The 21404-nt window shown below is 71.6% G+C and carries 15 protein-coding genes and 1 pseudogene; 3 read left to right on the top strand and 13 right to left on the bottom strand.

What is annotated here, in order from left to right; genetic code table 11:
* Positions 1-15: 15 nt before the first annotated feature.
* Together ABT288_RS11590 and ABT288_RS11585 are read right to left on the bottom strand one after the other, a co-directional pair.
* Positions 16-2274 carry a glycoside hydrolase family 65 protein gene (locus ABT288_RS11590; RefSeq protein WP_351605429.1) on the bottom strand — a complete coding sequence of 753 codons (2259 nt, stop codon included), beginning with the start codon at positions 2272-2274 and terminating at the stop codon, positions 16-18.
* Between the two features lie 65 nt (positions 2275-2339).
* Positions 2340-3212, bottom strand: a complete 873-nt coding sequence (locus ABT288_RS11585; RefSeq protein ID WP_351605353.1) for a helix-turn-helix domain-containing protein — start codon at positions 3210-3212, stop codon at positions 2340-2342.
* A 141-nt stretch (positions 3213-3353) separates the two neighbouring features.
* Here ABT288_RS11585 and ABT288_RS11580 point away from each other — a divergent pair, with 141 nt between their 5' ends.
* On the top strand, positions 3354-4610 hold the full coding sequence (locus ABT288_RS11580) for an MFS transporter (protein WP_351605351.1): 1257 nt from the start codon (positions 3354-3356) through the stop codon (positions 4608-4610).
* A 49-nt stretch (positions 4611-4659) separates the two neighbouring features.
* Positions 4660-4887 (top strand): annotated as a pseudogene (locus tag ABT288_RS11575) (FAD-dependent oxidoreductase); the annotation flags it as partial.
* Between the two features lie 422 nt (positions 4888-5309).
* Here the strand turns inward: ABT288_RS11575 and ABT288_RS11570 are convergent.
* The 10 genes from ABT288_RS11570 to ABT288_RS11525 all read right to left on the bottom strand — a co-directional run bounded on the left by ABT288_RS11570 (position 5310) and on the right by ABT288_RS11525 (position 18630).
* The gene (locus tag ABT288_RS11570; protein WP_351605428.1) at positions 5310-5597 is read right to left on the bottom strand and encodes an SsgA family sporulation/cell division regulator; all 288 of its coding nucleotides are present in this window, start codon (positions 5595-5597) and stop codon (positions 5310-5312) included.
* A gap of 295 nt (positions 5598-5892) precedes the next feature.
* Positions 5893-6216, bottom strand: a complete 324-nt coding sequence (locus ABT288_RS11565; protein WP_351605348.1) for a hypothetical protein — start codon at positions 6214-6216, stop codon at positions 5893-5895.
* A gap of 606 nt (positions 6217-6822) precedes the next feature.
* Complete coding sequence (locus tag ABT288_RS11560) at positions 6823-7506, bottom strand: TetR/AcrR family transcriptional regulator (protein ID WP_351605346.1); 684 nt, start codon at positions 7504-7506, stop codon at positions 6823-6825.
* Positions 7507-7548: 42 nt separating this feature from the next.
* Positions 7549-9252: an allophanate hydrolase gene (locus tag ABT288_RS11555; protein ID WP_351605425.1), complete on the bottom strand. Its 1704-nt coding sequence runs from the start codon at positions 9250-9252 to the stop codon at positions 7549-7551.
* Positions 9253-9257: 5 nt separating this feature from the next.
* Positions 9258-12851, bottom strand: coding sequence for an urea carboxylase (uca, locus tag ABT288_RS11550; RefSeq protein WP_351605344.1), 3594 nt, complete (start codon positions 12849-12851; stop codon positions 9258-9260).
* The gene (locus ABT288_RS11545) at positions 12848-13648 is read right to left on the bottom strand and encodes an urea amidolyase associated protein UAAP2 (protein WP_351605341.1); all 801 of its coding nucleotides are present in this window, start codon (positions 13646-13648) and stop codon (positions 12848-12850) included. Before ABT288_RS11545 ends, uca begins: the two co-directional genes overlap by 4 nt.
* Position 13649: 1 nt before the next feature.
* Positions 13650-14561: an urea amidolyase associated protein UAAP1 gene (locus ABT288_RS11540; RefSeq protein ID WP_351605338.1), complete on the bottom strand. Its 912-nt coding sequence runs from the start codon at positions 14559-14561 to the stop codon at positions 13650-13652.
* Between the two features lie 66 nt (positions 14562-14627).
* Positions 14628-16232 (bottom strand): amino acid permease, encoded by a 1605-nt coding sequence (locus ABT288_RS11535; RefSeq protein ID WP_351605336.1) that lies wholly within the window; start codon positions 16230-16232, stop codon positions 14628-14630.
* 316 nt (positions 16233-16548) lie between these two features.
* The gene (locus ABT288_RS11530; protein ID WP_351605334.1) at positions 16549-16923 is read right to left on the bottom strand and encodes a hypothetical protein; all 375 of its coding nucleotides are present in this window, start codon (positions 16921-16923) and stop codon (positions 16549-16551) included.
* Positions 16924-17499: 576 nt separating this feature from the next.
* Positions 17500-18630, bottom strand: coding sequence for a hypothetical protein (locus ABT288_RS11525; protein ID WP_351605331.1), 1131 nt, complete (start codon positions 18628-18630; stop codon positions 17500-17502).
* A gap of 185 nt (positions 18631-18815) precedes the next feature.
* On the opposite strand from ABT288_RS11525, the gene ABT288_RS11520 reads away from it, so the two are divergent.
* The gene (locus ABT288_RS11520; protein ID WP_351605328.1) at positions 18816-20072 is read left to right on the top strand and encodes a helicase-associated domain-containing protein; all 1257 of its coding nucleotides are present in this window, start codon (positions 18816-18818) and stop codon (positions 20070-20072) included.
* 9 nt (positions 20073-20081) lie between these two features.
* Here ABT288_RS11520 and ABT288_RS11515 read toward each other — a convergent pair whose 3' ends face one another.
* Positions 20082-21041, bottom strand: a complete 960-nt coding sequence (locus ABT288_RS11515; RefSeq protein ID WP_351605325.1) for a hypothetical protein — start codon at positions 21039-21041, stop codon at positions 20082-20084.
* Between the last annotated feature and the right edge of the window lie 363 nt (positions 21042-21404).

The following is a 21404-nucleotide window of genomic DNA, read 5'->3' as shown; positions in this document are numbered from 1 at the left end:
GCGACCGCCGCAGCGTCAGTCGTTCGGCAGAAGGAGCGTGCACGTCTCCCCCGGGGCGATGGTCACTGCTCGGTCGGCCAGCACCACGCGGATCGCCGACTCTTCCGAGTCGGGTACGGCGATCTCCAGTTGCCCGCTTCGGCGGCGCACGCCGACACCCCAGTGACCGCGATAGTGGAGCGGGAATCCGTACTCGGACAGCGCTGGGAGAGGCACCGGGTCCAGCCAGAGGGCGTCCTCGCGTGTTTCCAGTCCCGTCAGGCCGCGCTGGATCAGGTCGAGGGTTCCGGCCATGGCACCGAGGTGGATCCCTTCGCCCGTGGTGCCGCCCTGGATGTCGGCGATGTCCGCCTCCAGGGCTTCGTGGACGTACTGCCATGCGTCGGCACGTCTGGCTCTGGCGAGGACCAGGCCGTGGACGAGTTCGCTGAGGGTCGAGCCGTGGCTGGTGCGCTGGAGGTAGTAGTCGACGGTGCTGCGCCAGATCTCGTCGTCCAGGTGGTATCCGAGACGCCGGAACAGAGCACGCAGTTCCGTGGGCGAGAACAGGTAGCCGAGCATGAGGACATCGGCCTGCTTGGACGCCTTGTAGCGGTTGACCGTGTCGCCCTCGGCCTCGAGCACGCGGTCCAGCCGCCGGATGGTGCCGTAGCGTGCGCGGTAGGCGCCCCAGTCGAGTTCGGCGAGGTCGTCGTAGCCCTCGAACTGGCTGATGACGCCTTGGTGGAAGGGCACCCGCAGGCGTCTGGAGACCTCCTCCCACTCCGGCAGGACGTCGGCGCTCAGCCGGACCCGCTGGAACAGTTCCTCACGCCGCCATGCGGGAAGGCGCCGCACGAGCACCAGAGTGCGGGTGAGGACCCAGGCGGCCATGACGTTGGTGTACGCGTTGTCGTCCAGCCCGGGCTTCGCGGCACCGGGATAGCCGTCGTGGTACTCGTCGGGGCCGACGACACCGCGGATCCGGTAGCGGCGCGTCTCATGGTCGAAGACCGCCAGGTCCGCCCAGAAGCGGGCGATCTGCAGCAGCATTTCCGCGCCTTTGGTGTGCAGGTACTCCGTGTCGCCGGTGGCCTCGCAGTACTGCCAGACGTTGTAGGCGATCGCCGAACCCACGTGGTGCTGGAGGCGCGAGTGGTCCGACAGCCAGCGGCCCGAGGCGGGGTTGAGATGCCATTCCTGGGACTCCTCGCGCCCGTTGCAGCCGCTCTGCCACGGATACATCGCCCCGGCCCTGCCGGCCGCGCTCGCCGCCGCGCAGGCCCGGGGGAGGCGTCGGTGGCGATAATTCAGCAGCGCCCGGGACACCTCCGGAAGGTGCAGGTTCAGATAGGGGAGGACGAAGAGCTCGTCCCAGAACACATGACCCCGGTACGCCTCGCCGTGCAGACCCCGGGCAGGCACGCCTACATCCAGCTCCGCCGTGTGCGGTGACAGCGTCTGCAGGACGTGGAAGAGATGGAAGCGCAGGATGCGGCCGGCCTCTCCGGGCACCTGTACGTCCGTGCGTCGCCACAGCCGCTCCCAGGCCGCGACATGGGAGTCGAACAAGGCCGGAAAGTCCGCCGCCACGGACACCCGCTCGACGGCCTCGCCGAGGGCATCGCTGATCGCTGTGTCCCGCGAGGTGTGCAGTGCCACCGTCTTGTCCACGGTGACGGGCCTGCCGCGGGAGATCGGGACGACCAGACGGTGGACGGCGCGGTGGCGGGTGGGCCGGAGCACTGATGAGACGGGAGCCTCGTCCGCGCGGACCGTCGTCCGGGCGGCCAGGGCGACGGTGATGTCCGATGTGCTGGTGCGGCAGCACAGCCAGATGGTGTGGGGTTCCTGCGCGCCGGTTCGCACGTGGTTCAGGTGGTGGCGGTCGAGGGCGCGGTAGCGGTGCACATTGCCGTTGATCACATCACCGTCGAGAGAGCTTTCGATCTCGATCTGCCCGGTCCAGTCTTCGGCCGTGAATACCGTCCGCAGTGCGGCCAGGTGCGGGTCCTCCATGTGCACCAGGCGGGTCTGCTCGACGTTGAGCACACCCAGTTCGTCGTTCCGGTGGCGGGAGGACCGTGCGAGTGTGCCTCGGCGCAGATCCAGGGTGTGCCGGTGGTCCAGGAGGGTGTGCGTGCCGGGGGAGAACCACGGGCTCCACGTCCCGTCCGTGCGGCGCGCCCGGAACCGGAGAAAGAGCCAGTTGGGGAGGTTGACCACGTCTTCGTTCACGACCTGCCGCCCCGCCACGGTCGACTCCAGGCGGTTGTAGGCGTCAGCCCCGGTGATCGATGGCGACCGGGGGGCTCCGGGCCGACCGGCCGCAGTTCAGGCGAGGAGCTTTCCCTCCGTCATCAGGTTGTGCGCGCGGTGGGTGCCTTGGCTGCCGTTCGTGCGGGCCGGCCGGGGCGGGGGTCGTCGGCGAGAGCGCGCAGCAGGACGAGGGCGTCGGCGCTGGGGGTGCCGGGTTCAGCCGAGTAGACCAGCAGTCGCTGGCCGGGGGCGCTGGCGACGGTGAACGCCTCGTAGTGCAGGTACATCTCGCCGACCTGCGGGTGCCACAGCGGTTTGTCGTCGCTGGTGCACGGCCGGACGTCGTACCGGGCCCACAGGTCGGCGAAGGCCGGACTGCGCAACGAGAGTTCACCGATGACCTGGGCGACGCGCGGGTCATCAGGAAAGGGGGCAGCCTGCGCGCGTAGGCTGCTGACCAGGCCGCGGGCGGCGCGGTCCCAGTCCCGGTAGAACCGGCGGCCGGCCGGGTCGAGGAACAGCATTCGCAGCTGGTTGTCCATCCGGGCGAAGCCGCTGAAGAGCTGCCCGGCGGAGTGGTTGGCGGCCAGGATGTCCAGTGCCGGGCCGACGATGCAGGCCGGCAGGTCCAGGAAGTGGTCCATCAGCCGCCGCAGCTCGGGGCTGACGGTGGTCACCGGGCCGGCGGCGGTTCGCGGCGCGGGCTGGGCCAGCCGGAACAGGTGCGCGGCGGCGTCGTCGTCGAGGTGCAGGGCGCGGGCGACGGCACCGAGCACCTGCTCCGAGGGATGCCGTTCGCGGCCCTGCTCGAGGCGGGTGTAGTAGTCGGTGCTGACCCCGGCGAGCAGCGCGACCTCCTCCCGTCGCAGGCCCTTGACCCGGCGGGAGGTGTGCGACGGCAGGCCCGCCCGCTCCGGCGAGACCAGGTCGCGACGGGCGCGCAGGAAGTTGCCGAGCTCGTTCGCCCTCGTCATACCCGCAACGGTACCGCCGCCTTCAGGGGGAGAGCCTGGGTGTGTCGCACCCTGGCTGGGAGGGGGTGCAACACACCCTTCTTCGTCGGCCGCCGCCTTCCTAGCGTTGCTTCCGGAACAACGTCCGGAAGGTGAACAGATATGCGTCAGTTGGTGGGTGTGCCCGAGAAGGCCGCACCGCGGCGGATGAGTCCCGCACTGACCCTGGTACTGGCGGTGGCCTGCGGGCTGACCGTCGCCAACCTCTACTACGCGCAGCCGCTGCTCGACCTCGTCGCCCGCTCCTTCGACGTCAGCCAGGGCGCGGCCACGACCGTGGTGACACTGACCCAGACCGGGTACGCCCTCGGCCTGCTGTTCGTGCTGCCGCTCGGCGACCTGGTCGAGAACCGCAGGCTCGCGACGCGGACGCTGCTCGTGACGGCGACCGCGCTGCTGCTCGCCGCAGCGAGCCCGGTGTTCGGGATGTTCCTCGCCGTCTCGGTGCTGGTGGGGACCACGTCCGTGGTCGCGCAGGTCCTCGTGCCGTTGGCGGCTCACCTGGCCCCAGCCGACCAGCGTGGCAAGGTCGTCGGCCGGGTCATGAGCGGTCTGCTGACCGGCATCCTGCTCGCGCGGACGGTGTCGAGCCTGGTCGCTGACCTGCTCGGCTGGCGTGCGATCTACGTGATCTCCGCGGTCGTGATGCTCGCCCTGGCCGTCGTCCTGCGCCGGCTGCTGCCGCAGCGCGCGCCGGACCACGCGGCCGGCTACGTCGCGCTGTTGGCCAGCCTGGGCGGGCTGGTGCGCAGCGAGCCCGTGCTGCGTCGCCGGGCCCTGTGCCAGGCGACGATGTTCGGCGCGTTCACCACGTTCTGGACGGCCATCGCCTACGAGCTCATCGACGAGCACCACTTCGGCCAGGTCCAGATCGCCCTGTTCGCGCTGGTCGGTGCCGGCGGTGCTGCCGCCGCGCCGGTCGCCGGGCGGATCGCCGATCGTGGGCACGGCCGAGCCGCCAGCGGCGTCGCGCTGCTGCTCGCCTCGTGCGCGTTCGTGCTCGCCGCGCTCGGGCACGGCAGCGTGGCGCTGCTCGCTGTTGCCGCGGTGCTGCTGGACTTCGCCGTGCAGTGCCACCAGGTGCTGAGCCAGGCCGAGATCTACGCCCTGCGCGCCGATGCCCGAGCCCGGATCAACACCGTCTTCATGACTACCGTCTTCGTCGGCGGCGCGACCTCCTCCGCCGTCGCCGGCGCACTGCACACCGCCTACGGATGGTCCGGCGTCTGTGCCTTCGGGACGGTGCTGCCGCTGGCCGGCCTGCTGATGTGGGCCCACGGCCAGTGGACGGCGCGCACCCAGGCGTCGGCGGACGCCGTACGGGCGGCCGAGGCCGCGCACATGGCGGATGTCGCCTGACACGCCGAGGCCGGCCGGCCCCGCCCACCGCCGCCATTCATCCGCGCTGGTGACCGTGGTCGAGCGGGGTTCGGCGCCACTGGTCGGCGCGCTCGGTGGGGTGATCGGGGAGATCGCAGCGCAGATGCAGCGCGACCACGGGGTGGACCTGCGCTGCGGGTTGGGCGTGTCGTCGCTTGAGGGCGACGCCGCCGGACATGTGCGGCGTGCCGAGCTTTCGGACGGGTCCACCGGTGACGCCGACGTGCTGGTGGCCTCGCTGGGGTCGATCCGCAACGCCCGTCGAGCCGCTCACCGCGCCCGAGAGTGCTCTGGCTGTAGTGACCACATCCCGCGTGGCCGCCGCTCGGGATACGAACCGACTGCTACTGCCGATCCCACCGACTTCGTCCATGGCCGCTGCCGACTGACGCGCGCTTTTGCCGAGTTGCGCACGCCGGATGCCGGTCCTTCGTCCGCGTCACTCGTCGCAGGCCGACTGTCAGCGCATGGGTGAGTCCCGGTGGGCGTCAGCACTCGGCGATACATCCGGTGAGTCCCGCTTCCGGGCGCCGCGGGCACGTCCAGACGCTGTGTGTGGTGATCCGGTGCTTGAACATACCGGGAATGTGCTGGGCCCAGTCCTTCTCGTAGACGGAGAGCGCCCGAGGCTGCGCAGGGTGTCGATACGAAGCTGGTCAGAGCATGGATGGTCGGCGGTCAGCCGTGGGGAGCAGGTGCGCCGGTTCGGCATGCCAGTCCATGTGTGCGGACTCGGTACATCCACTGGTCACCGCGCCCCACGGCCGACCAGATCCGGACGTCCGCACAGCCTGCGCAACCCTTCAGGCCATCAGCCAGAAGTTCCCGCCCCAGAACCCATTCGACCGGCTCGTCACAGTCGGCGAAGAAGACGGCACGGACGACATAGGGATCAGTGGGCTCATACCGGAGACACACGCAGAGGGGCACTGACGAGGCGCGCGAGAGGGCCAGCTGTACGGCCATCCGCCGCTCTACGGCCTTCAAGGACTTCTTCATCGACTTCCGACCCTGGGCGTGGCTCGGCGGCGCCTCGCTCCGGCCTGTGGCGAAGAGGCAGCGCGGGCGGAGGCGGTGCAGCAGGCCGCGGGCGCCGGACGGCACGGGCGCATCGCGCGATGAGTGGCGCGGCACTCGAAGCCCGTCCTCACGACCTCGGCCGGTAGCCGTCTCACCGGCCGTCACGGCTCAGGTCGTAGTGGTCTCTGTTGCGGCCGTCGTGCTCGAGGTGGTTCCGGTCGTGGTCGTACGACCGGTCCAACTACCGGCCGTGTCCCGCGCCCTCCCAGCGGTAGAAGCGACCATCGCGGTAGGAGAGACCGTCGCAGTCGTGCCGGGTCGCATCGGTGCCGTGGTGGTCCTTGTGCCAGCCGCGGATCTCGTCGCAGGAGTAGCCCTGCTCGAGCAGGTAGCCGACACCGTGGTCCCAGCTGTAATCACCGGCCACGCCCCCTTCGGCAGGGCGCTGGGCGTGCGTGGATGCAAGCGGCGCGGCCGAAGCGGTGCCCGCGGCACCGAGGACGGTGACACCGGCGACGGCAATGGAGGAGACAGTGAGGGCGATGCGCTTCGTGAGCTTCTTCATGATCTTCCTTTCCCGCTGGCGTGATCTGCGCCAACGGCGGTTCTGCCAGGCGATGTGTGGCGCCTGACGTGGCGCGACTGGCGCGCAGGAGTACCAACAGATTCCGCTCTTCAGTGCGGGCTGCCACTCGCCAGCCCCGTCACAGGCTGGCCGTCCGCGAGATCGCCTCGCTGCGGAGATGAGCGGTCGCCTGGGCCGGTGTGGGCAGCTGCATTGCGTCCCTGGTCACGGCAGCCCGGCCGGGACGATCTTGTGGCCTGTGAGGCGCGGGTGCCAGGGCGGGCAGATGCCGCAGTACCTGGTCTTCGCGCAGGTAGGCGTGGGGAGTGCGACGGGGGTCGGGGCGCGGGTGGCGCTGGTGTGGCCGTGGCGGCACCGGTAGCCGGGACGGTCGTGGCTTCAGTGGGACTCCTTGCGCCGGCCGCCGGCATGCGTGGACACTCGCGGCCACCGAAGCGGCGCCCGAGGCGGTGGCAACATGTGCCGATCCGGGAACGCTCTTTCGGCTCCCGCTCGAGCGGGACGAGGCACTGCGCGTCCACCGAGGGCCTGGTGAAGGCTGAGCTGCTGCACAGCGGCACTGGAGGGCGTGCGGTGGGCCGGCGGTCAGTCCAGGCTGCTCAGCAGCGTTCGGCCCTCCTCCCGGGCGGCGGCCGCCGCCGCCTCTCCGAGCCCGCACAGGCGCAGGCACGACGACGCGATGGCCTCGGTGTCAGCCGCGTCCGGCTCACGGGAGCGCCGTATCTGGATGACGACCTCCACCAGCTGGATCAGCAGTTCACCGAGCCGCTCGGCGGGCAGGCCGCGCGCGACGTCCTCGGTCGCCGCCAGGGCGCCCAGCGTGCCGTAGCTCGACTGCAGACGGCCTCGCTCGGTCCGGAAGGCGTTGAACCGCTCGGCTCGCACTTCCGGCAGCAGATAGAGCGTGCCGATGTTGTACGGAGTGCGGGAGAGGGTGCGTACGTCCATCGCGGCAACGGCGTACAGCGCGGCGGCCGGATTCGCCCGCTCGGGCACCAGCGCCCGGATCCGGTCCACCATCTGCAGACTGGGCCGGACAGACGTCGCCAGCAGCTCGGCGAGGATCTCCTCCTTGGTGGCGAAGTGGTAGTAGAGGGAGGCCTGCCTGATGCCGACCCGCTCGGCGATCATGCGGGTGCTGGTGCTGGTGATCCCATGGTCGACGAAGAGCGCCCCGGCGGCGTCGAGGATCTGTTCCCGGGCGGAGGTGCCGGGGTCGGACGGCGGCGTGTGCCGGGGCCTGCCTTGACGGGGACGCGTCGTCGTCATGGCCCCCATCCTGCCACCAGGTGTCCGCCCCGCGGCCTCCGGTCACGCGGACGCCGTGTACGCCCGCCAGCCACCGAAGCGGGTGATGTCGGGCGCGCCCTCGACGGCGTACGGCTCGACGAGGAAGCCGCAGACCTGCCGCCCGTCGGCCAGTTCGACGGTGCCGATGGTCATCGGCGCGGGCACGGCGGCGGTGAACGCCCCGAACCCGGCAGCGGGCAGCCGCCAGATCTCGCCCTCGACGCCCGTCCGCGCGTCGCCGCCTGACGCCGTGGCGTGACCCGCCCCGGCGCCGGTGTCGCGCCCGCCCTCGGTGACCCGGAGCAGGCCGGGCTTGGGCGGCTCGGTGGCCAGGGCGTACAGCCGGTAGCCGTCTGCGGTGCGGGCCGGGCCGACCAATGTGGCGCCGGCTTGCACCAACTGGGCATTGAGCGGCTGGCCGGTGAGGTGGGCGCCGACCACGAACAGGTCGACCCCGGGGTTGGCGAACCGCTCGGCCAGCACGGCCAGGGCGCGGTCGGAGAAGGCCGGTCCGGTGAACATCACGCCGAACGGCAGGCCGTCCACGAACCCGGCGGGAACGGCGAGCGAGGCGCAGTCCAGCAGGTTGGCGAAGTTGGTGAACCGTCCCAACCGGGCGTTGGCGCCGACCGGGTCGGCCGCCACCTCGTCGAGGGTGGGATGCCAGGTGGTGGTCGGCGTCAGGAGAGCCGTACAGCCGTCGAGCACCGCGCGTCCGGCGGCGCCGAGCGCGGCGAGCCTGGCGGCGTCGGTGGCCCAGTCGGCGGCGGTCTTCTCCCGGCCTGCCAGCACGATGGCGGCGACGGTCGGATCGAGGTCCGCCCCGATCAGGTCGCGGTGCTTCTCCAGATGCGCGCCCACGGCGGCGTACCGCTCGGCGACGAACGCGCCGCCGTACAGCAGTTCCGCGGCCTGAAGCAGCGGGGTGATGTCGGTTTCGACGATCTCCGCCCCGGTGCCCGCCAGGCGGGCGACGGCAGCGTCGAAGGCCTCGTGCCAGCCGCCGGCCATGCCCTTCAGATGCTCCCCAGCCGGTACGGCGATCCGCGGGCGCGCGGGGGGCGGCGGGAGCTGGGTGCCGGTGCGGGAGAGCGGATCGGCCGGATCGGGGCCCTCGACGAACTCCGCGGCGGTGCGGGCGAGTTGCAGGTCGCGGGCGAAGACGGTCACGCAGTCGAGCGTGTAACAGGCGGGGACCACCCCGGTCACGGGCACCAGACCCTTGGTGGGCTTGACGCCGACGATGCCGTTGAGGGCGGCGGGCACCCGCCCGGAGCCGGCCGTGTCGGTACCTAGTGCGATGTCGGCGATGCCCAGCGCCACCGCGACGGCGGATCCGGAGGACGACCCGCCGGAGATGCGGGCCGCGTCCCAGGCGTTGCGCACCGCGCCGTAGGGGCTGCGGGTGCCGACCAGGCCGGTGGCGAACTGGTCCAGGTTGGTCTTGCCGAGCACCACCGCGCCGGCCGCGCGCAGCCGGGCCACCGCGGGCGCGTCGGCCTGCGGTTCGTAGGCGTACGACGGGGCGCCCGCGGTGGTGGGGAGGCCGGCCACGTCGATGTTGTCCTTGACGGCCACCACCAGGCCGGCCAACGGCAGCGCCGGGTCGATGCCGGCCGCCTCGGCGAGCACCTCCTCGCGTGGCCTGAGGCTGATCCAGATGTCGGGCCGGCCGACGCCCTCGATCCGGTCGTAGGCGGCCTGGACGCGTGCGGCCGGTGTCATGGCGTTCATGCCCGCACCGCCGCGAGGATCTGGCCGGGGGCGACCTGCTCACCGGGCTTGACGTAGATCTCCAGCAGTGTCCCGGCGGTGGGGGCGTTCACGGTCGACTCCATTTTCATCGCCTCCAGGGAGAGGATCGCATCGCCGCTCGCGATGGTGGCGCCCGGTGCGGCGGCGATCTGCCAGACGGTGGCGGTGAACGGCGCGGTGACGGGGACCGCGCCGTCCGGCAGGGTGACGGCAGCAGTGGCGGTCACGGGTTCGGGATCGTCGTCGCGGTCGAACTCTCCCGCGGCTCGCCAGCGTTGCTTCTCAGCTTCGAAGGCGGTGCTCTGCCGCCGGCGGAACGCGGCGATCGAGTCGGCCTCCGCGGCGAGGAAGGCGTTGTACTCGGCGATCGAGAAGGTGCCCTCCTCGGTCGGGAAGTCACCGCGCCCGGCGTCGGTCTCGGCCCGCAGTTCGAGCAGTTCCTCCGCGGTGACGGGATACCACTCGATGCGGTCGAAGAAGCGCAGCGCCCACGGCGAGTCCTGGAAGAGGCCGCCCTTGCGGAACCGGTTCCAGATCTGCACGGTGCGGCCGACGAACTGGTAGCCGCCGGGGCCTTCCATGCCGTAGATGCACAGGTAGGCGCCGCCGATGCCGACGGAGTTCTCCGCGGTCCAGGTGCGGGCCGGGTTGTACTTGGTGGTCACCAGGCGGTGCCGCGGGTCGAGCGGGGTGGCGACGGGGGCGCCGAGATAGACGTCGCCGAGGCCGAGCACCAGGTAGGAGGCGTCGAAGACGGTGCGGTAGACGTCGTCCGCGGTCCGAAGGCCGTTGACACGGCGGATGAACTCGATGTTCCACGGGCACCACGGGGCGTCATCGCGCACCCCGGCCATGTACCGCTCGATGGCGAGCCGGGTGGCCGGGTCGTCCCAGCTGAGCGGCAGCCGCACCGTGCGGGAGGGGACCACCAGTTCGTCGCTGGGCGGGACTTCGCCCTCCAGTTCTCGCAGCAGGGCGGTGAGGTCACGGGCCTTGAGTCGGCGGGCGTCGGTGTGGATCTGGAGGGAGCGGATGCCCGGGGTGACGTCGAGGACGCCGTCGGGCGTGTGCGCGGCGAGGGTCTCCTGCAGGGCGTGGACCCGCATCCTCAGGCCGAGGTCGAGCACCATGGGGCCGTACTCGACCAGGACGTTGTCGTCGCCGTCCCGGCGGTAGGTGACGGCGGGGCGGGCATCGGTGGCCTCCAGGCGGCCGAGAACGCCGTCGTCGCCGTCTCCGCCCGTGCTGATCAGCGTGGGGGAGGAGCGGCGGGCATCGAGGGCGGCCGCCTCGGCTTCCCTGACCGGTACGAAGCGGACGGTGTCGCCGGGGCGGAGCTGGCCGAGCTTCCACAGTTCGCCGCTGGCGACCACCGCGGGGCAGACGAACCCGCCGAGGGACGGTCCGTCGGGGCCCAGGATGATCGGTGTGTCGCCGGTGAAGTCGAGGGCACCCACCGCGTACGGCGTGTCGTGGATGTTGGAGGGGTGCAGGCCCGCCTCACCGCCGTCCTGGCGGGCCCACCGCGGCTTGGGACCGATCAGGCGGACGCCGGTGCGGGCCGAGTTGTGGTGGACCTTGTAGTCCGTGGCGTAGAGGGTGTCGATGTCCTCGCGGGTGAAGAACTCGGGCGCCGCGTGCGGCCCTTCGGTGACACCGATCTGCCAGTGCGAGGTGATCGCCGGCCGGCGCTCGGGCGGGGTGGGGCCGCCGCCGGCGGTCGGCGAAGTTCCGGGCCGCAGTACGTCTCCGGCGCGCAGCGCCCGACCGGCGTGCCCGCCGAAGCCGCCGAGGGTGAACGTGGAGGCGCTGCCCAGGTATTCGGGTACGTCGATGCCGCCCCGGACGGCCACATAGCTGCGCAGGCCCGGCCCCCGGCAGGCACCGAGCGCCAGAGTGGCGCCGGCCGCGACCGTGACCGGCTCCCACAGGGCTGCCGCGCTGCCGTCCACCGTGACCGGGACCGGAGCGCCGGTGACGGCGACCACGGTGGCGGCCGAGAAGCGCAGGGTCAGCCCGCCCGCGGTGACCTCCAGGCCAGGCGCCTGGGCCGGGTTGCCGACGGCCAGGTTGGCCTCGGCGAAGGAGACGGCGTCGAAGGGGCCGCTCGGTGGCACGCCCACGTGCCAGTAGCCGAGTCGGCCCGGGAGGTCCTGGACAGTGGTCATCGCGCCTGGCACCAGGACGTCGATGCGCGGATCGGGGTCGGCCGTGGTGGCGAGCGTGCTGGTACTGTGCACGGCCTCGCGCACCTCGCCCCGCGAGGTCAGCTCGCGCAGCAGGCCCAGGTTGGTGACGATGCCGTCGACCCGGCTCGCGGCCAGGGCCTGGCCGAGCACGTCGAACGCGGCCTCCCGGGTGGGGCCCTTCGCGATCACCTTGGCGAGCATGGGGTCGTAGTACGGGGAGACCTCCAGACCGGTTTCGGCAAAGCCGTCGACGCGCACGCCGGGCATGTCGTCGGCGCCCTGGCCGGGGAAGGCCGCCCGGGTGATCAGGCCCGAGGACGGCAGCGACTCCTTGCCGGGGTCCTCGGCGTAGACGCGGGCCTCCACGGCATGCCCGGCGGCCGTCCACTCCCGCTCGAACACCGCGTCCTCGACCCCGCCGTCGCGGGCCAGGGCGAGCATGAGTTCGACGAGGTCGACGCCGTACGCCTCCTCGGTCACCGGGTGTTCGACCTGGAGGCGGGTGTTGACCTCCAGGAAGGCGGCCTCCTCGCGCGCGGGGTCGTAGACGAACTCCACGGTCCCCGCGCCCCGGTAGCCGACCGAGGCGAGCAGCCGGCGGGAGGAGTCGTGCAGCAGTGCCCGCACATGAGGAGGCAGGGCCGGGGCCGGGGCCTCCTCGATCACCTTCTGGTTGCGGCGCTGCAACGAGCAGTCCCGGTCGCCGAAGACGGCGATCCGGCCGGTGCCGTCGCCGAAGACCTGCACCTCGACATGGCGGGCGGGGCGCACCAGGCGCTCCAGGAACACCCCTGCGGATCCGAAGTTGGACTCCGCGAGTGCCGCGACGCGGGCGAAGGCCCCGCGTACCTCGTCGGCGGTGGCGCAGGCCTGCATGCCGATGCCGCCGCCACCGCCGGTGGCCTTGACCATCACGGGCAGCCCGATCGAGGAGGCCGCGGTGACTGCCTCCTCGGCGCTTGCGAGCAACTCCGTCCCGGCCAGCAGCGGCACTCCGGCGGCCTTGGCCAGGGCGCGCGCGGTGTGCTTCTCACCGAAGGCGGTGATCTGGTCGGCGGTCGGTCCCGCGAAACGCAGACCGGCCTCCTCCACGGCACGGGCGAAGACGGTGTTCTCGGAGAGGAAGCCGTAGCCGGGGTGGATGATGTCCGCGCCATGGGCGAGCGCGGCCTCGATGATCGCCTCCCCGCGCAGATACGACGCGCGGGCGGGCGCCGGACCGATGCGGACCGCGTGATCGGCCTCGCGGACGTGCGGGGCGGCCCGGTCGGCGTCGGAGAAGACGGCGACGGTGCCCAGGCCCATCCTCCTGGCGGTGCGGATCACACGGCGGGCTATCTCACCGCGGTTGGCGACGAGAACGGCGGTGGGGCGGATCACGCGCCCTCCTTCGCGGTGCGAGCGGCTTGCGCGGACCGTGGGTCGACGTCGGCCGGTGCCGGCTCCACGACGATCATCCGCAGCGGAGTGGGGTTGAAGTCGTTGCACGGGTTGTTCATCTGCGGGCAGTTGGACACCATCACCAGCACGTCTGTCTCGGCGCGCACCGCAACCCGGCGGCCCGGCGCCGACATGCCGTCCACGATGCCCAGCGCGCCGTCCGCCTCGACGGGCACGTTCATGAACCAGTTGAGGTTGGAGACGATGTCCCGCACCCCGAGGCCACGCCGCCCTGCCTCGGCGAGGAAGTTCTCACGGCAGCCGTGCTGGAACATCACATGATGGCCGTAGCGAAGGGTGTTGGACTCCTTGCCACACGCGCCGCCGATGGTGTCCTGGCGGTCGACCTCGTTGGCGACGACGGTCATCAACGGGCGGCCCTCGCTGCTGCGCAGCACGGTGCCGGTGCGCACATAGGCGTTGCCCTGCCAGGCCAGGGTGTCGGGGACGCTGTAGCGCTCCTCGGGATCGTCGGCGTTGTAGAGCAGACAGTCGGCCGACTGGTTGCCGCCGACATCGACGATCGTCAGGACGTGCCCCGTCCGCACCACCGCCGACCAGGGCGCATTGGGGGCCACCGTCTCGTCCAGGACGACTTCGCCTTCGACCAGGCTCGCACCCCAGTCCAGGGGGGAGCCCTCCGCGTGAACGGCGCCGACCGGGACGGTGGAGGCGACCGTGCCGCCGGCGGCGGTCGGGCAGCTGACGGGCCTGGTCCCGGTCCGTGTGGTCGCCATGTCACAACCCCCGGGCTTCGCAGTAGTCGACGGTGTTGAGGTACGCCCGGTGCAGTTCCGGAGTCGCCGTGAACCGCGGCTCGTCTCGGCCGGTCGGGGCACCGCGCCAGGCGTGCACCCGCAGTGGGCCGACCACATAGCCGGGACGAGGATCCAGCGGATGGGCGGCATTGGCGACCAGCACCAACAGGGGCATCTCCGCGACGAGTTCGACATGCGTACCCGCCCCCGCGCTGCCCTGCCAGGCCAGGGTGCCGTCCGCCTCGACGCGCACGCCCTGGAAGAAGGACAGGCCGGGTGGCAGGTCGCGCCGGCTCAGACCGTGCTTGGCGGCCGCCTTGAGGAAGAGCCCGCGGCCGGACGGCGATGGCCCCTCGGGGCGGGCGTCACCGTACTTGCGCTCGTTCCAGGCGTCGGTGGTGGTGCCGCAGAAGGCGTCGTGCCGGCCGGAGGAGTCGGCGCTGACCACCGCCAGGATTCGGCCGTCACCGGAGAGCAGCGGATGGTTCTGGCCCGGATACGCCTGCCACGGCACCTTCTGGGTGTCGGCGACGTTCAGCCGCTCCACCGGCTCCAGGGCGTTGAAGAGCAGCAGGTGGGCGCAGGCGTCACCGCTCGGGTCGTCGAAGCGCAGCCGCGTACCGCGGGCGAGGACCTTGTGCGTGTAGCCGCCGGGCGCCACCGTCTCCGCCCACACCAGGGCGGCCGCGTCCACACCCGGCGGGCAGTACGGGCTGTCCGACGCCGGAAGGTACGGCATCCACGCGCCGGCCTGCCCGCCCTGGGCGCGGGCGTCGTCGCGGGCGCTTCGGACGCTGTCGGTCAGGTGCAGATCACGGGCGCGGGCGGGAGCCTGCCCGGTCGGGTAGCGGCCGTGCTGCGGTACGGCCGTCGAGCTCTCGGTGGGGGTCATGGAGTGTCCCGTCGTCCCTTCGTCGGTACGTCATCGATGCGTCCCCTCGTGTCACACGGGCGCTCATCAGGCGGGCTCGGCGACGGCCTGCGCGTCCAGGGGCGGCTCGGTGTGCGTGTGCGGTACGTGCCTCAGCTCGATACGGCGGTGCAGCCGGCGGGGGAGGAAGTAGCCGGCACCGGCGGCGAGGCTGAGCCCGATGAACAGCGGGGCGCTCCACCGCAGCCACCATGTGCCGCCGGTGAGGTCGTAGATCTCCGCACGGGGCCAGATCAGATTGACCGTCATGCCGGCCTGGTAGAGCACGGCGAGCGTGTTGACCGCCACTCCCCACCGGCCCAGCGAGAACAGAGGCCGGCCGGTCTCGTCGACGCCTGTCGGCAGCCCGCCGCTGCCCCTTCGCCGGATCCGGGTGACCAGCAGGGGCACCGTCACGCCCAGATAGGCCAGGTACAGCAGGGCGATGCAGAGGCTGGACAGGGCGGTGAAGACCGCCGACTGGCGGATGTTGACCACGAGCGCGATCGCGGCGCCGACGCCCACCACCACCGACGTGGTGATCGGCGTACCGGTGCGGGCCGAGACCTTGCCGAGGCGCCGGTGGAAGGGCAGGGCGCCTTCGCGCGCCATGGAGTACATCATCCGCGCCCCGGAGGTCTGCACGGCCAGGGTGCAGGCGAACACAGCGACCGCCACGCAGCACAGCAGCAGGCGGCCCAGAACCCCGCCGAGCCGGTCGGTGAGCACCCAGGACAGACCACCGGCCGCCAGTTTTCCGTCGGTCAGGCTGCGCGCCGCCATCAGCCCCGAAAGGATCAGCAACGCGCCGCCGACACCCGAGGTGATCAGGGCCCGCAGGATGGTCCGGGGAGTGGTTCGGCGCGGGCGGTGGGTCTCCTCCGCCAGCTCGCCCGCCGAGTCGAAGCCGACCATCACGTACGCCGCCATCAGTGAGGACGCGAGGAAGGCCCCGAAGTAGCCGCCGTGACCGGCCCAGCCCGTGGGATGGGCCACCACCTGCGGACCACGCTCGGGCAGGAAGAACAGAATCAGCACCAGTGCGAGCACGCCGATGATCTCGACCGTGACGCCGAAGCTGGTGGCGGCGGCCATCTGACGGATTCCCAGGATGTTCACCACCGTGGTGATCACCAGCAGGACGCATCCCAGCAGGACCGCGTTCTGCGCGCCGGTCGGGGAGCCCACCGACGGATCGGCGCCCGGACCGCCGACGATCTGGAACCCGGACCAGATGCCCGGCAGTACCGCCTGTGCCGCGATCGCGGCCGCCGCGACCGTGAGTATCTGCCCGATGATCATGATCCAGCCGACGAACCAGCCCGTCGTGGTGCCGGCCAGCCGGCTCGACCACTGGTAGATCGCCCCGGATATGGGCCAACGTGCGGCCAGTTCGGCGAAACAGAGTGCGACGAGCAGTTGGCCCGCGAAGACCAGCGGCCAGGTCCAGAAGAACGCCGCGCCGCCGAGACCGAAGCCCAGCCCGAACAGCTGGAAGACGGTGGTGAGGATCGACACGAAGGAGAACCCCGCGGCGAACGACGCGAAGCTGCCTACGCCGCGGTGGAGTTCCTGCTGGTAGCCGAAGAGGGGGTGGCCGGTCGTGGCACCGTCGCCAGGGTCCTGCGCAAGGGGGAGTTCGGGCCGGCTCATCGCCGCACCTCCGATCGGTCGACAGATACCTGTCGCTTGATAGGTATTGCGATCGTCGGCCGGACCGGTCTCACACCCGAGTCCGGGAAGTTAACTTCGTGTATCCGCGAGGCCCGCCTCGGAGATGGCTGCGTGCCGGCACTTGGCGGTGTCCTCACAGCGGGTGCTTCCGCGCGAGACGCAGGATCAGACGCGACAGGGCCGCCGGCAGGACTCCTCTCACCCCGTCGCTCGAACAGCGGGCAGAACACCTGCGATTACGCCCACGGACCCGTTCACCGGCTCGGGCATGCACGAGCGATGACAGGTACTCAGGTCAGGCGGTGGTCGTCACGCGGGGGAAGAAGTCGCGAACCGGCAGCAGCAGCCCGGCGAGCGACAGGACGATGGACACCACCTGGTGGACATGGTCCTTGCCCGGCGGCAGTCCTCCCCCCAAGTGGGCGATCCAGAACGCCGGGTAGTACCACTGCGCATACCACGCCCACCGTTCCCCGCGGCGGAACGGTACGAGGGTGATCAGCACACCGAACAGGCCCATACCGGTCGCGGCCACACCGTCGGCCCGCATGAGCTGCTTGTCGCCGGCCCCCGGTGCGACCGCGGCGACGACACCGAAGACGAGGATGCCGGCACCGACGATGAGCAGGCAGATCCACGCTGCCTTCAGGCGCGCGCTGTTGTGCTGCATGAGCGGTTCGTACCCGCTTCCGGGGAAGGAGACGCAGAGCGTCTGCCGTGGCCGAGGGTGCCGGGACCGGACGAGGCGATGGGGGCGGAGTGCTGCCGGCTTCCGGGTACGGAGGAGGTGGCCCAGCCGCTTGTCGGCGTGCGCTGAAAGAGGTCTCAGAGGACGAGTCCGTCTTGAGCCACGACGACCCTATCGTCAGCCGTCAACTCGCTCGGACACAGAGACAGCCAGGTCCGGACGCCCGCTGACGTCACCGCCCTCCTCGCGAACAGCAGCCTCACAGGGATCAAAGCAGCATGTTGATTCTCTGCGAGCCCTTACCACCGGGGCAGTACCGCAGAACGGTGCGTCAGCAAATGGAAGCAGTACCGGGCAGTGCCCAGCTGGTACGGCAGCCGCGACTACGACTTCCACAGCACCCTCACTCCTTCGCGGCCGGGGCTCTGCGAACCGGATGAAGGAGATCATCGTGGAGTCTCAGCGCTCCCTGGGGCCGTGCACGTTCAGGCGCTCACGTTGCCTCACTGAGGTGGGGAGGGCGCAACGCGGCTCGATCGGTGCCGGGGACGAGGCGGCCTATCGTAGGCCGTGGCGGTCGAGGCGGTGGATGAGGCCGGGGCGGCGCTGGTAGTCCTCGCGCAGGCGGGCCAGGCGCTGGTGGAAGTCGGTGTGCTGTGGGGCGTGGGCGTAGGCGTCGCGCAGTTCCGCGAGGAGGCTGACGGCCTGGTCGTAGCAGCTGGTCTTCTTGGTGGCGATGTGCGCCTCGATCTGCTGCCAGACGGATTCGGCCTCGCCTGCGAGAGCGGTCAGATGCCGGGCGCGGGCGGTGGCCCGTTCGTGTTCGGCGCGCTGCCGGCGTTCGGTGCGCAGGGTGTGGGCGGCGTCCAGGAGGTGGGCGGCGGACCGGCGCCCGGGGACCGTGGTGGGGGCGTCGGCGCCGCGCAGGCGGTGCAGGAGTTCGGTGTGCAGCCCAGGTTCCGGGCCGAGGGCGAGCCGCAGCAGCAGAGCGTCCTTCTCCTTCTGGGGCATTGCGGCGATCAGCGGGGCGAGTTCCTTCTTCGCAGGCCTGGTCGGCTTCTTGGATGCGGCGGGACTGGCCTGGGCCGCGACTGCCAGCAGGTCGTCGTCCACGCGCAGGAAATCCGCGAGCGCCCGCTGCGGGGCGGTCAGTTCGCCGAGCCCGGCCGGGACGGGCGGTTCGGGGCAGGTCCGGTACTCCTCTTCGTCGTCGTCTTCGAGTTCCCAGGCGGCGAGCGCTGAGAGCCAGGCCAGGTAGAGGGGGCGCAGGTCGCCGGTGGTGAGTTCGTCGCGTACGCCGATGAGGGCGGACAGCGAGTCGTCGGCGCCCTCGATCCAGTCGCCGCCCTCGTCCTCGCTGGTCAGGTCGAGCAGGAGGTGGGTGCGGGTGGTCCAGGCCTCGATGTGGTGGTCGAGACAGTACGGCCGCACCGCCGGCAGGGCCAAGGTCTGCTTGGGCAGGCGGAGCATGAGCCGGTGGGTGCCCCAATTGGTCACGTACAGGTGGGCGTCGAAGTAGCGCTCGACCATTTTGCGCGGATTGGCGCTCAGGTCGCCCCAGTCGTAGGTGTTGGTGAAGCTGGTGGCGGTGATCCGGGCCCGGGTGGAGATGGCTCTCAGCTGCTCCTGTTCCTCGCGGCTGAGCGGCCGGTCGAGGGCCTGGAACTCGTAGTACTGGTACTCGCTCACACGGCGGACCCTATCGCCGCCGCGGGTGGGCTCGGGCGCGGATGGGCCACGGCAGCGGAGCCGACCGGAGGCAGCGATCAAGCGTCATAGGGTGAGCCGAGGCGAGCCGTGGCGGGGAGGAGCGGGCTGTGGCGGTGTGGACCGAGCGGGCGATGGAGCATGATGCAAGAACGGAGCTCGCGGCCGTGCTGCAGCTGGTTGCCGCGGGCAGGCTGCGGTGCGGCGACAAGACGAAGCGCCCCTCCGCGGCCACCCTCCGCGCACTGGGCGAGGTCCTCACCGGCAGTGACTTCTACGAGGGCGAGGCGGTCAGGGCATTCGCCTGGCCGCTGCTGCTCCAGGCCGGCGGCCTTGCCGAACTGTCGGGCGGCCGACTGGAGTTGACCGCGCGGGGCCGCAAGGCGCTGGTCGCGCCCGCCCACGAGACGATCCGGCACCTGTGGCGGCGCTGGCTGAGCCACGGGGCACTGGACGAGTTCAGCCGCATCGAGGCAGTCAAGGGGCAGCGCGCGGCGAACGTCCTCAGCGCGGCCGGCCCGCGCCGCAGGGCGGTGGGTGCGGCGCTCGCCGAGTGCTGCACGCCAGGGGAATGGATGGCGGTGGACGAGCTGTTCAAGGCGATGCGTACCGCAGGGCATGACCCGTACCTGGTCCGTTCCGAGCGGGCGCTGTGGACGCTGTACCTGGAGGACGCGCAGTACGGCAGCCTCGGCTACGACGGACACCACGACTGGCCGGTGCTGCAGGGCCGCTACACCCTGTGTGTGCTGTTCGAGTACGCGGCCACCCTCGGCCTCGTTGACGTCCGGTACATCGACCCGGACGGCGCCCGGGACGACTTCCGCCACATGTGGGGTGCCGACTGGCTTCAGCGGCTCAGCCGCTACGACGGGCTGCTCGCCATCCGGTTGAACCCGCTCGGGGCGTACGCGACGGGGCGCACCGACGCCTACCGACCGGGCCCGGAGCCCGCCGCCGGGGCGCGGAGCCCGGTCAGGGTTCTGCCGAACTTCGACATCGTGGCACTCGACGGCCTGGCCCCCGCCGAGGCGCTGCTGCTCGACGCGTTCGCAACCCGGTCCACCGACCGTGTCTGGACGCTGTCCACCGCCTCCCTGTTGAAGGCCCTCCACGCGGGCCGAGGTCTGGAGGAGCTGCGCCGCTTCCTCGCCGAGACCAGCACAGGAGAGGAACTGCCGCAGACCGTCACGGCTTTGCTGGCCGACGCCGCCTCCCGCGCCGAGAAGGTACGGGATCTGGGTACGTGCCACCTGCTGGAGTGCGTGGACGAGGCGCAGGCCGTGATGATCGCGAAGGACCGCAGGGCGGGCGCGCTGTGCTCCCGTATCGGCCCAAGGCATCTCATGGTGGCCCCCGGCGACCTGCCGGCCGTCCGCGCCGCGCTGCTGAAACTCGGTTGCGTACTGCCCGCCCGGACCTGAACGGGAGGTTCACGTCCAGGGTGCGGTCCGCGGGGCTCGGGCACGTTCTCGGAGCGCGGTGCGGGCGGCGACTCGGCCGGTGGGGGTGAGGGAGATTGTGGCGCGGCGGCGGTCACGGTACGCCAGGAAGCCGAGGGCCTCGCCGGGACGCAGCCACTGCCACAGGAAGTGGCGGGTGTCGTCGCGTGGTGGCGCGGAGCCGTCGGGGAGGGTGAACACCTCGGCGGCCAGGGTGTGAACGGCGGCGGTGAGGTCGTCGAGCGTGAGTTTTCCGCCGAGCAGGGCCGCCGCGGCGGCTTCGGCGAGTTCGGCTCGGACACCGTCGCCGAACCACGCGCGGGCGGCCGTGGCCTGCAGCAGGGCCGGGTCGGCGAGGCGTTGTCGGCCGCGGGTGGTCAGGGCGAGCTTTCGGTGCCGCTTGGCGAGCAGCCGAGCCGCGCGGGCCAGTTCATGCAGTTCGGCGAGGCGAACGACGTCGTACTCGGTGCGCGGCACCATGCCCGGCAGATACCAGTCGTAGCGCTCGGCGGCCTCGATGACCAGAGTCCGCGGCAGGTAGCCGGCCTGGGTCAGCGTCACCCCGTCGCCTACCGCCTCCAGTAGCCGGCGCAGGGGTTCGGCCGTGTCGGCGGCCGTCTCGGGCGCCACGCTCAGCAGGTCCATCACGGTGCCGCGCAGACGACGCCGGGCGTCGGGTGGGGCCTCGGCCCAGGTGCGGCGGCGCTCGCTGTGGACGGCATCGAGCGGGGTGCGTCCATCGTGCGAGGGATGCGGGGTGGTGAGCCAGCGCTCCACGTGCTCGATGCGTGCGGCGGCGTAGCCGCGGGTGCCGGGCACCAGTGCGCCGTCGTCCAGCGCCTGCTCCAGCAGCCGGGAGGCGTTGCTGCGGGCGACGGCCTCGTCGATGCCCATCACCGGCCCCCAGGTGAGCAGGTCGGTGTCCGGCGGGGTCACAGGGGAGGCGTCCACCGCCCGCCGGTAGGCGGCCCGCCCCTGATCAGGCGAGTGTTGCCATGCGGCGAGGATCTCGCGGGTGGTTTCCGAGGTGTCGGCGTCACCTCGCTCGGCCGCAGCTCTGCCACCCACTTGACCGGCAGCTCGTACCAGCAGAACCGCTCCACGTCCTCCTCGGCGAGCGAGCCGGCTGGGCCGCCGTCCGGCAGGAGCCGGCCGAGCAGCCGGTCCGCGTCAGGCGAACATCGAAGGCCTCCCAGTTGCCGCCGCAGTCCACCACGCACGCCACGGCGAACCACACGTCCCAGTACGACCACTCGCCAGACGGTGCCGGATGAGGCCACGGTTCCGGGCCGAACGTCGGCCGCCTGTGCCTGC

The organism is Streptomyces sp. NPDC001093 (assembly GCF_040298985.1).
GTDB lineage: Bacteria > Actinomycetota > Actinomycetes > Streptomycetales > Streptomycetaceae > Streptomyces.
The sequence above is the reverse complement of the archived record's forward strand: the minus strand, read 5'-3'. Positions and strand labels throughout refer to the sequence as shown.

Excerpts from the sequence above, each read along its gene's own strand:
- ABT288_RS11585 (WP_351605353.1), bottom strand. The coding sequence starts at position 3,212 with ATGACGAGGGCGAACGAGCTCGGCAACTTCCTGCGCGCCCGTCGCGAC.
- ABT288_RS11580 (WP_351605351.1), top strand. The coding sequence starts at position 3,354 with ATGCGTCAGTTGGTGGGTGTGCCCGAGAAGGCCGCACCGCGGCGGATG.
- ABT288_RS11570 (WP_351605428.1), bottom strand. The coding sequence starts at position 5,597 with ATGGCCGTACAGCTGGCCCTCTCGCGCGCCTCGTCAGTGCCCCTCTGC.
- ABT288_RS11565 (WP_351605348.1), bottom strand. The coding sequence starts at position 6,216 with ATGAAGAAGCTCACGAAGCGCATCGCCCTCACTGTCTCCTCCATTGCC.
- ABT288_RS11560 (WP_351605346.1), bottom strand. The coding sequence starts at position 7,506 with ATGACGACGACGCGTCCCCGTCAAGGCAGGCCCCGGCACACGCCGCCG.
- ABT288_RS11555 (WP_351605425.1), bottom strand. The coding sequence starts at position 9,252 with ATGACACCGGCCGCACGCGTCCAGGCCGCCTACGACCGGATCGAGGGC.
- ABT288_RS11545 (WP_351605341.1), bottom strand. The coding sequence starts at position 13,648 with ATGGCGACCACACGGACCGGGACCAGGCCCGTCAGCTGCCCGACCGCC.
- ABT288_RS11540 (WP_351605338.1), bottom strand. The coding sequence starts at position 14,561 with ATGACCCCCACCGAGAGCTCGACGGCCGTACCGCAGCACGGCCGCTAC.
- ABT288_RS11535 (WP_351605336.1), bottom strand. The coding sequence starts at position 16,232 with ATGAGCCGGCCCGAACTCCCCCTTGCGCAGGACCCTGGCGACGGTGCC.
- ABT288_RS11530 (WP_351605334.1), bottom strand. The coding sequence starts at position 16,923 with ATGCAGCACAACAGCGCGCGCCTGAAGGCAGCGTGGATCTGCCTGCTC.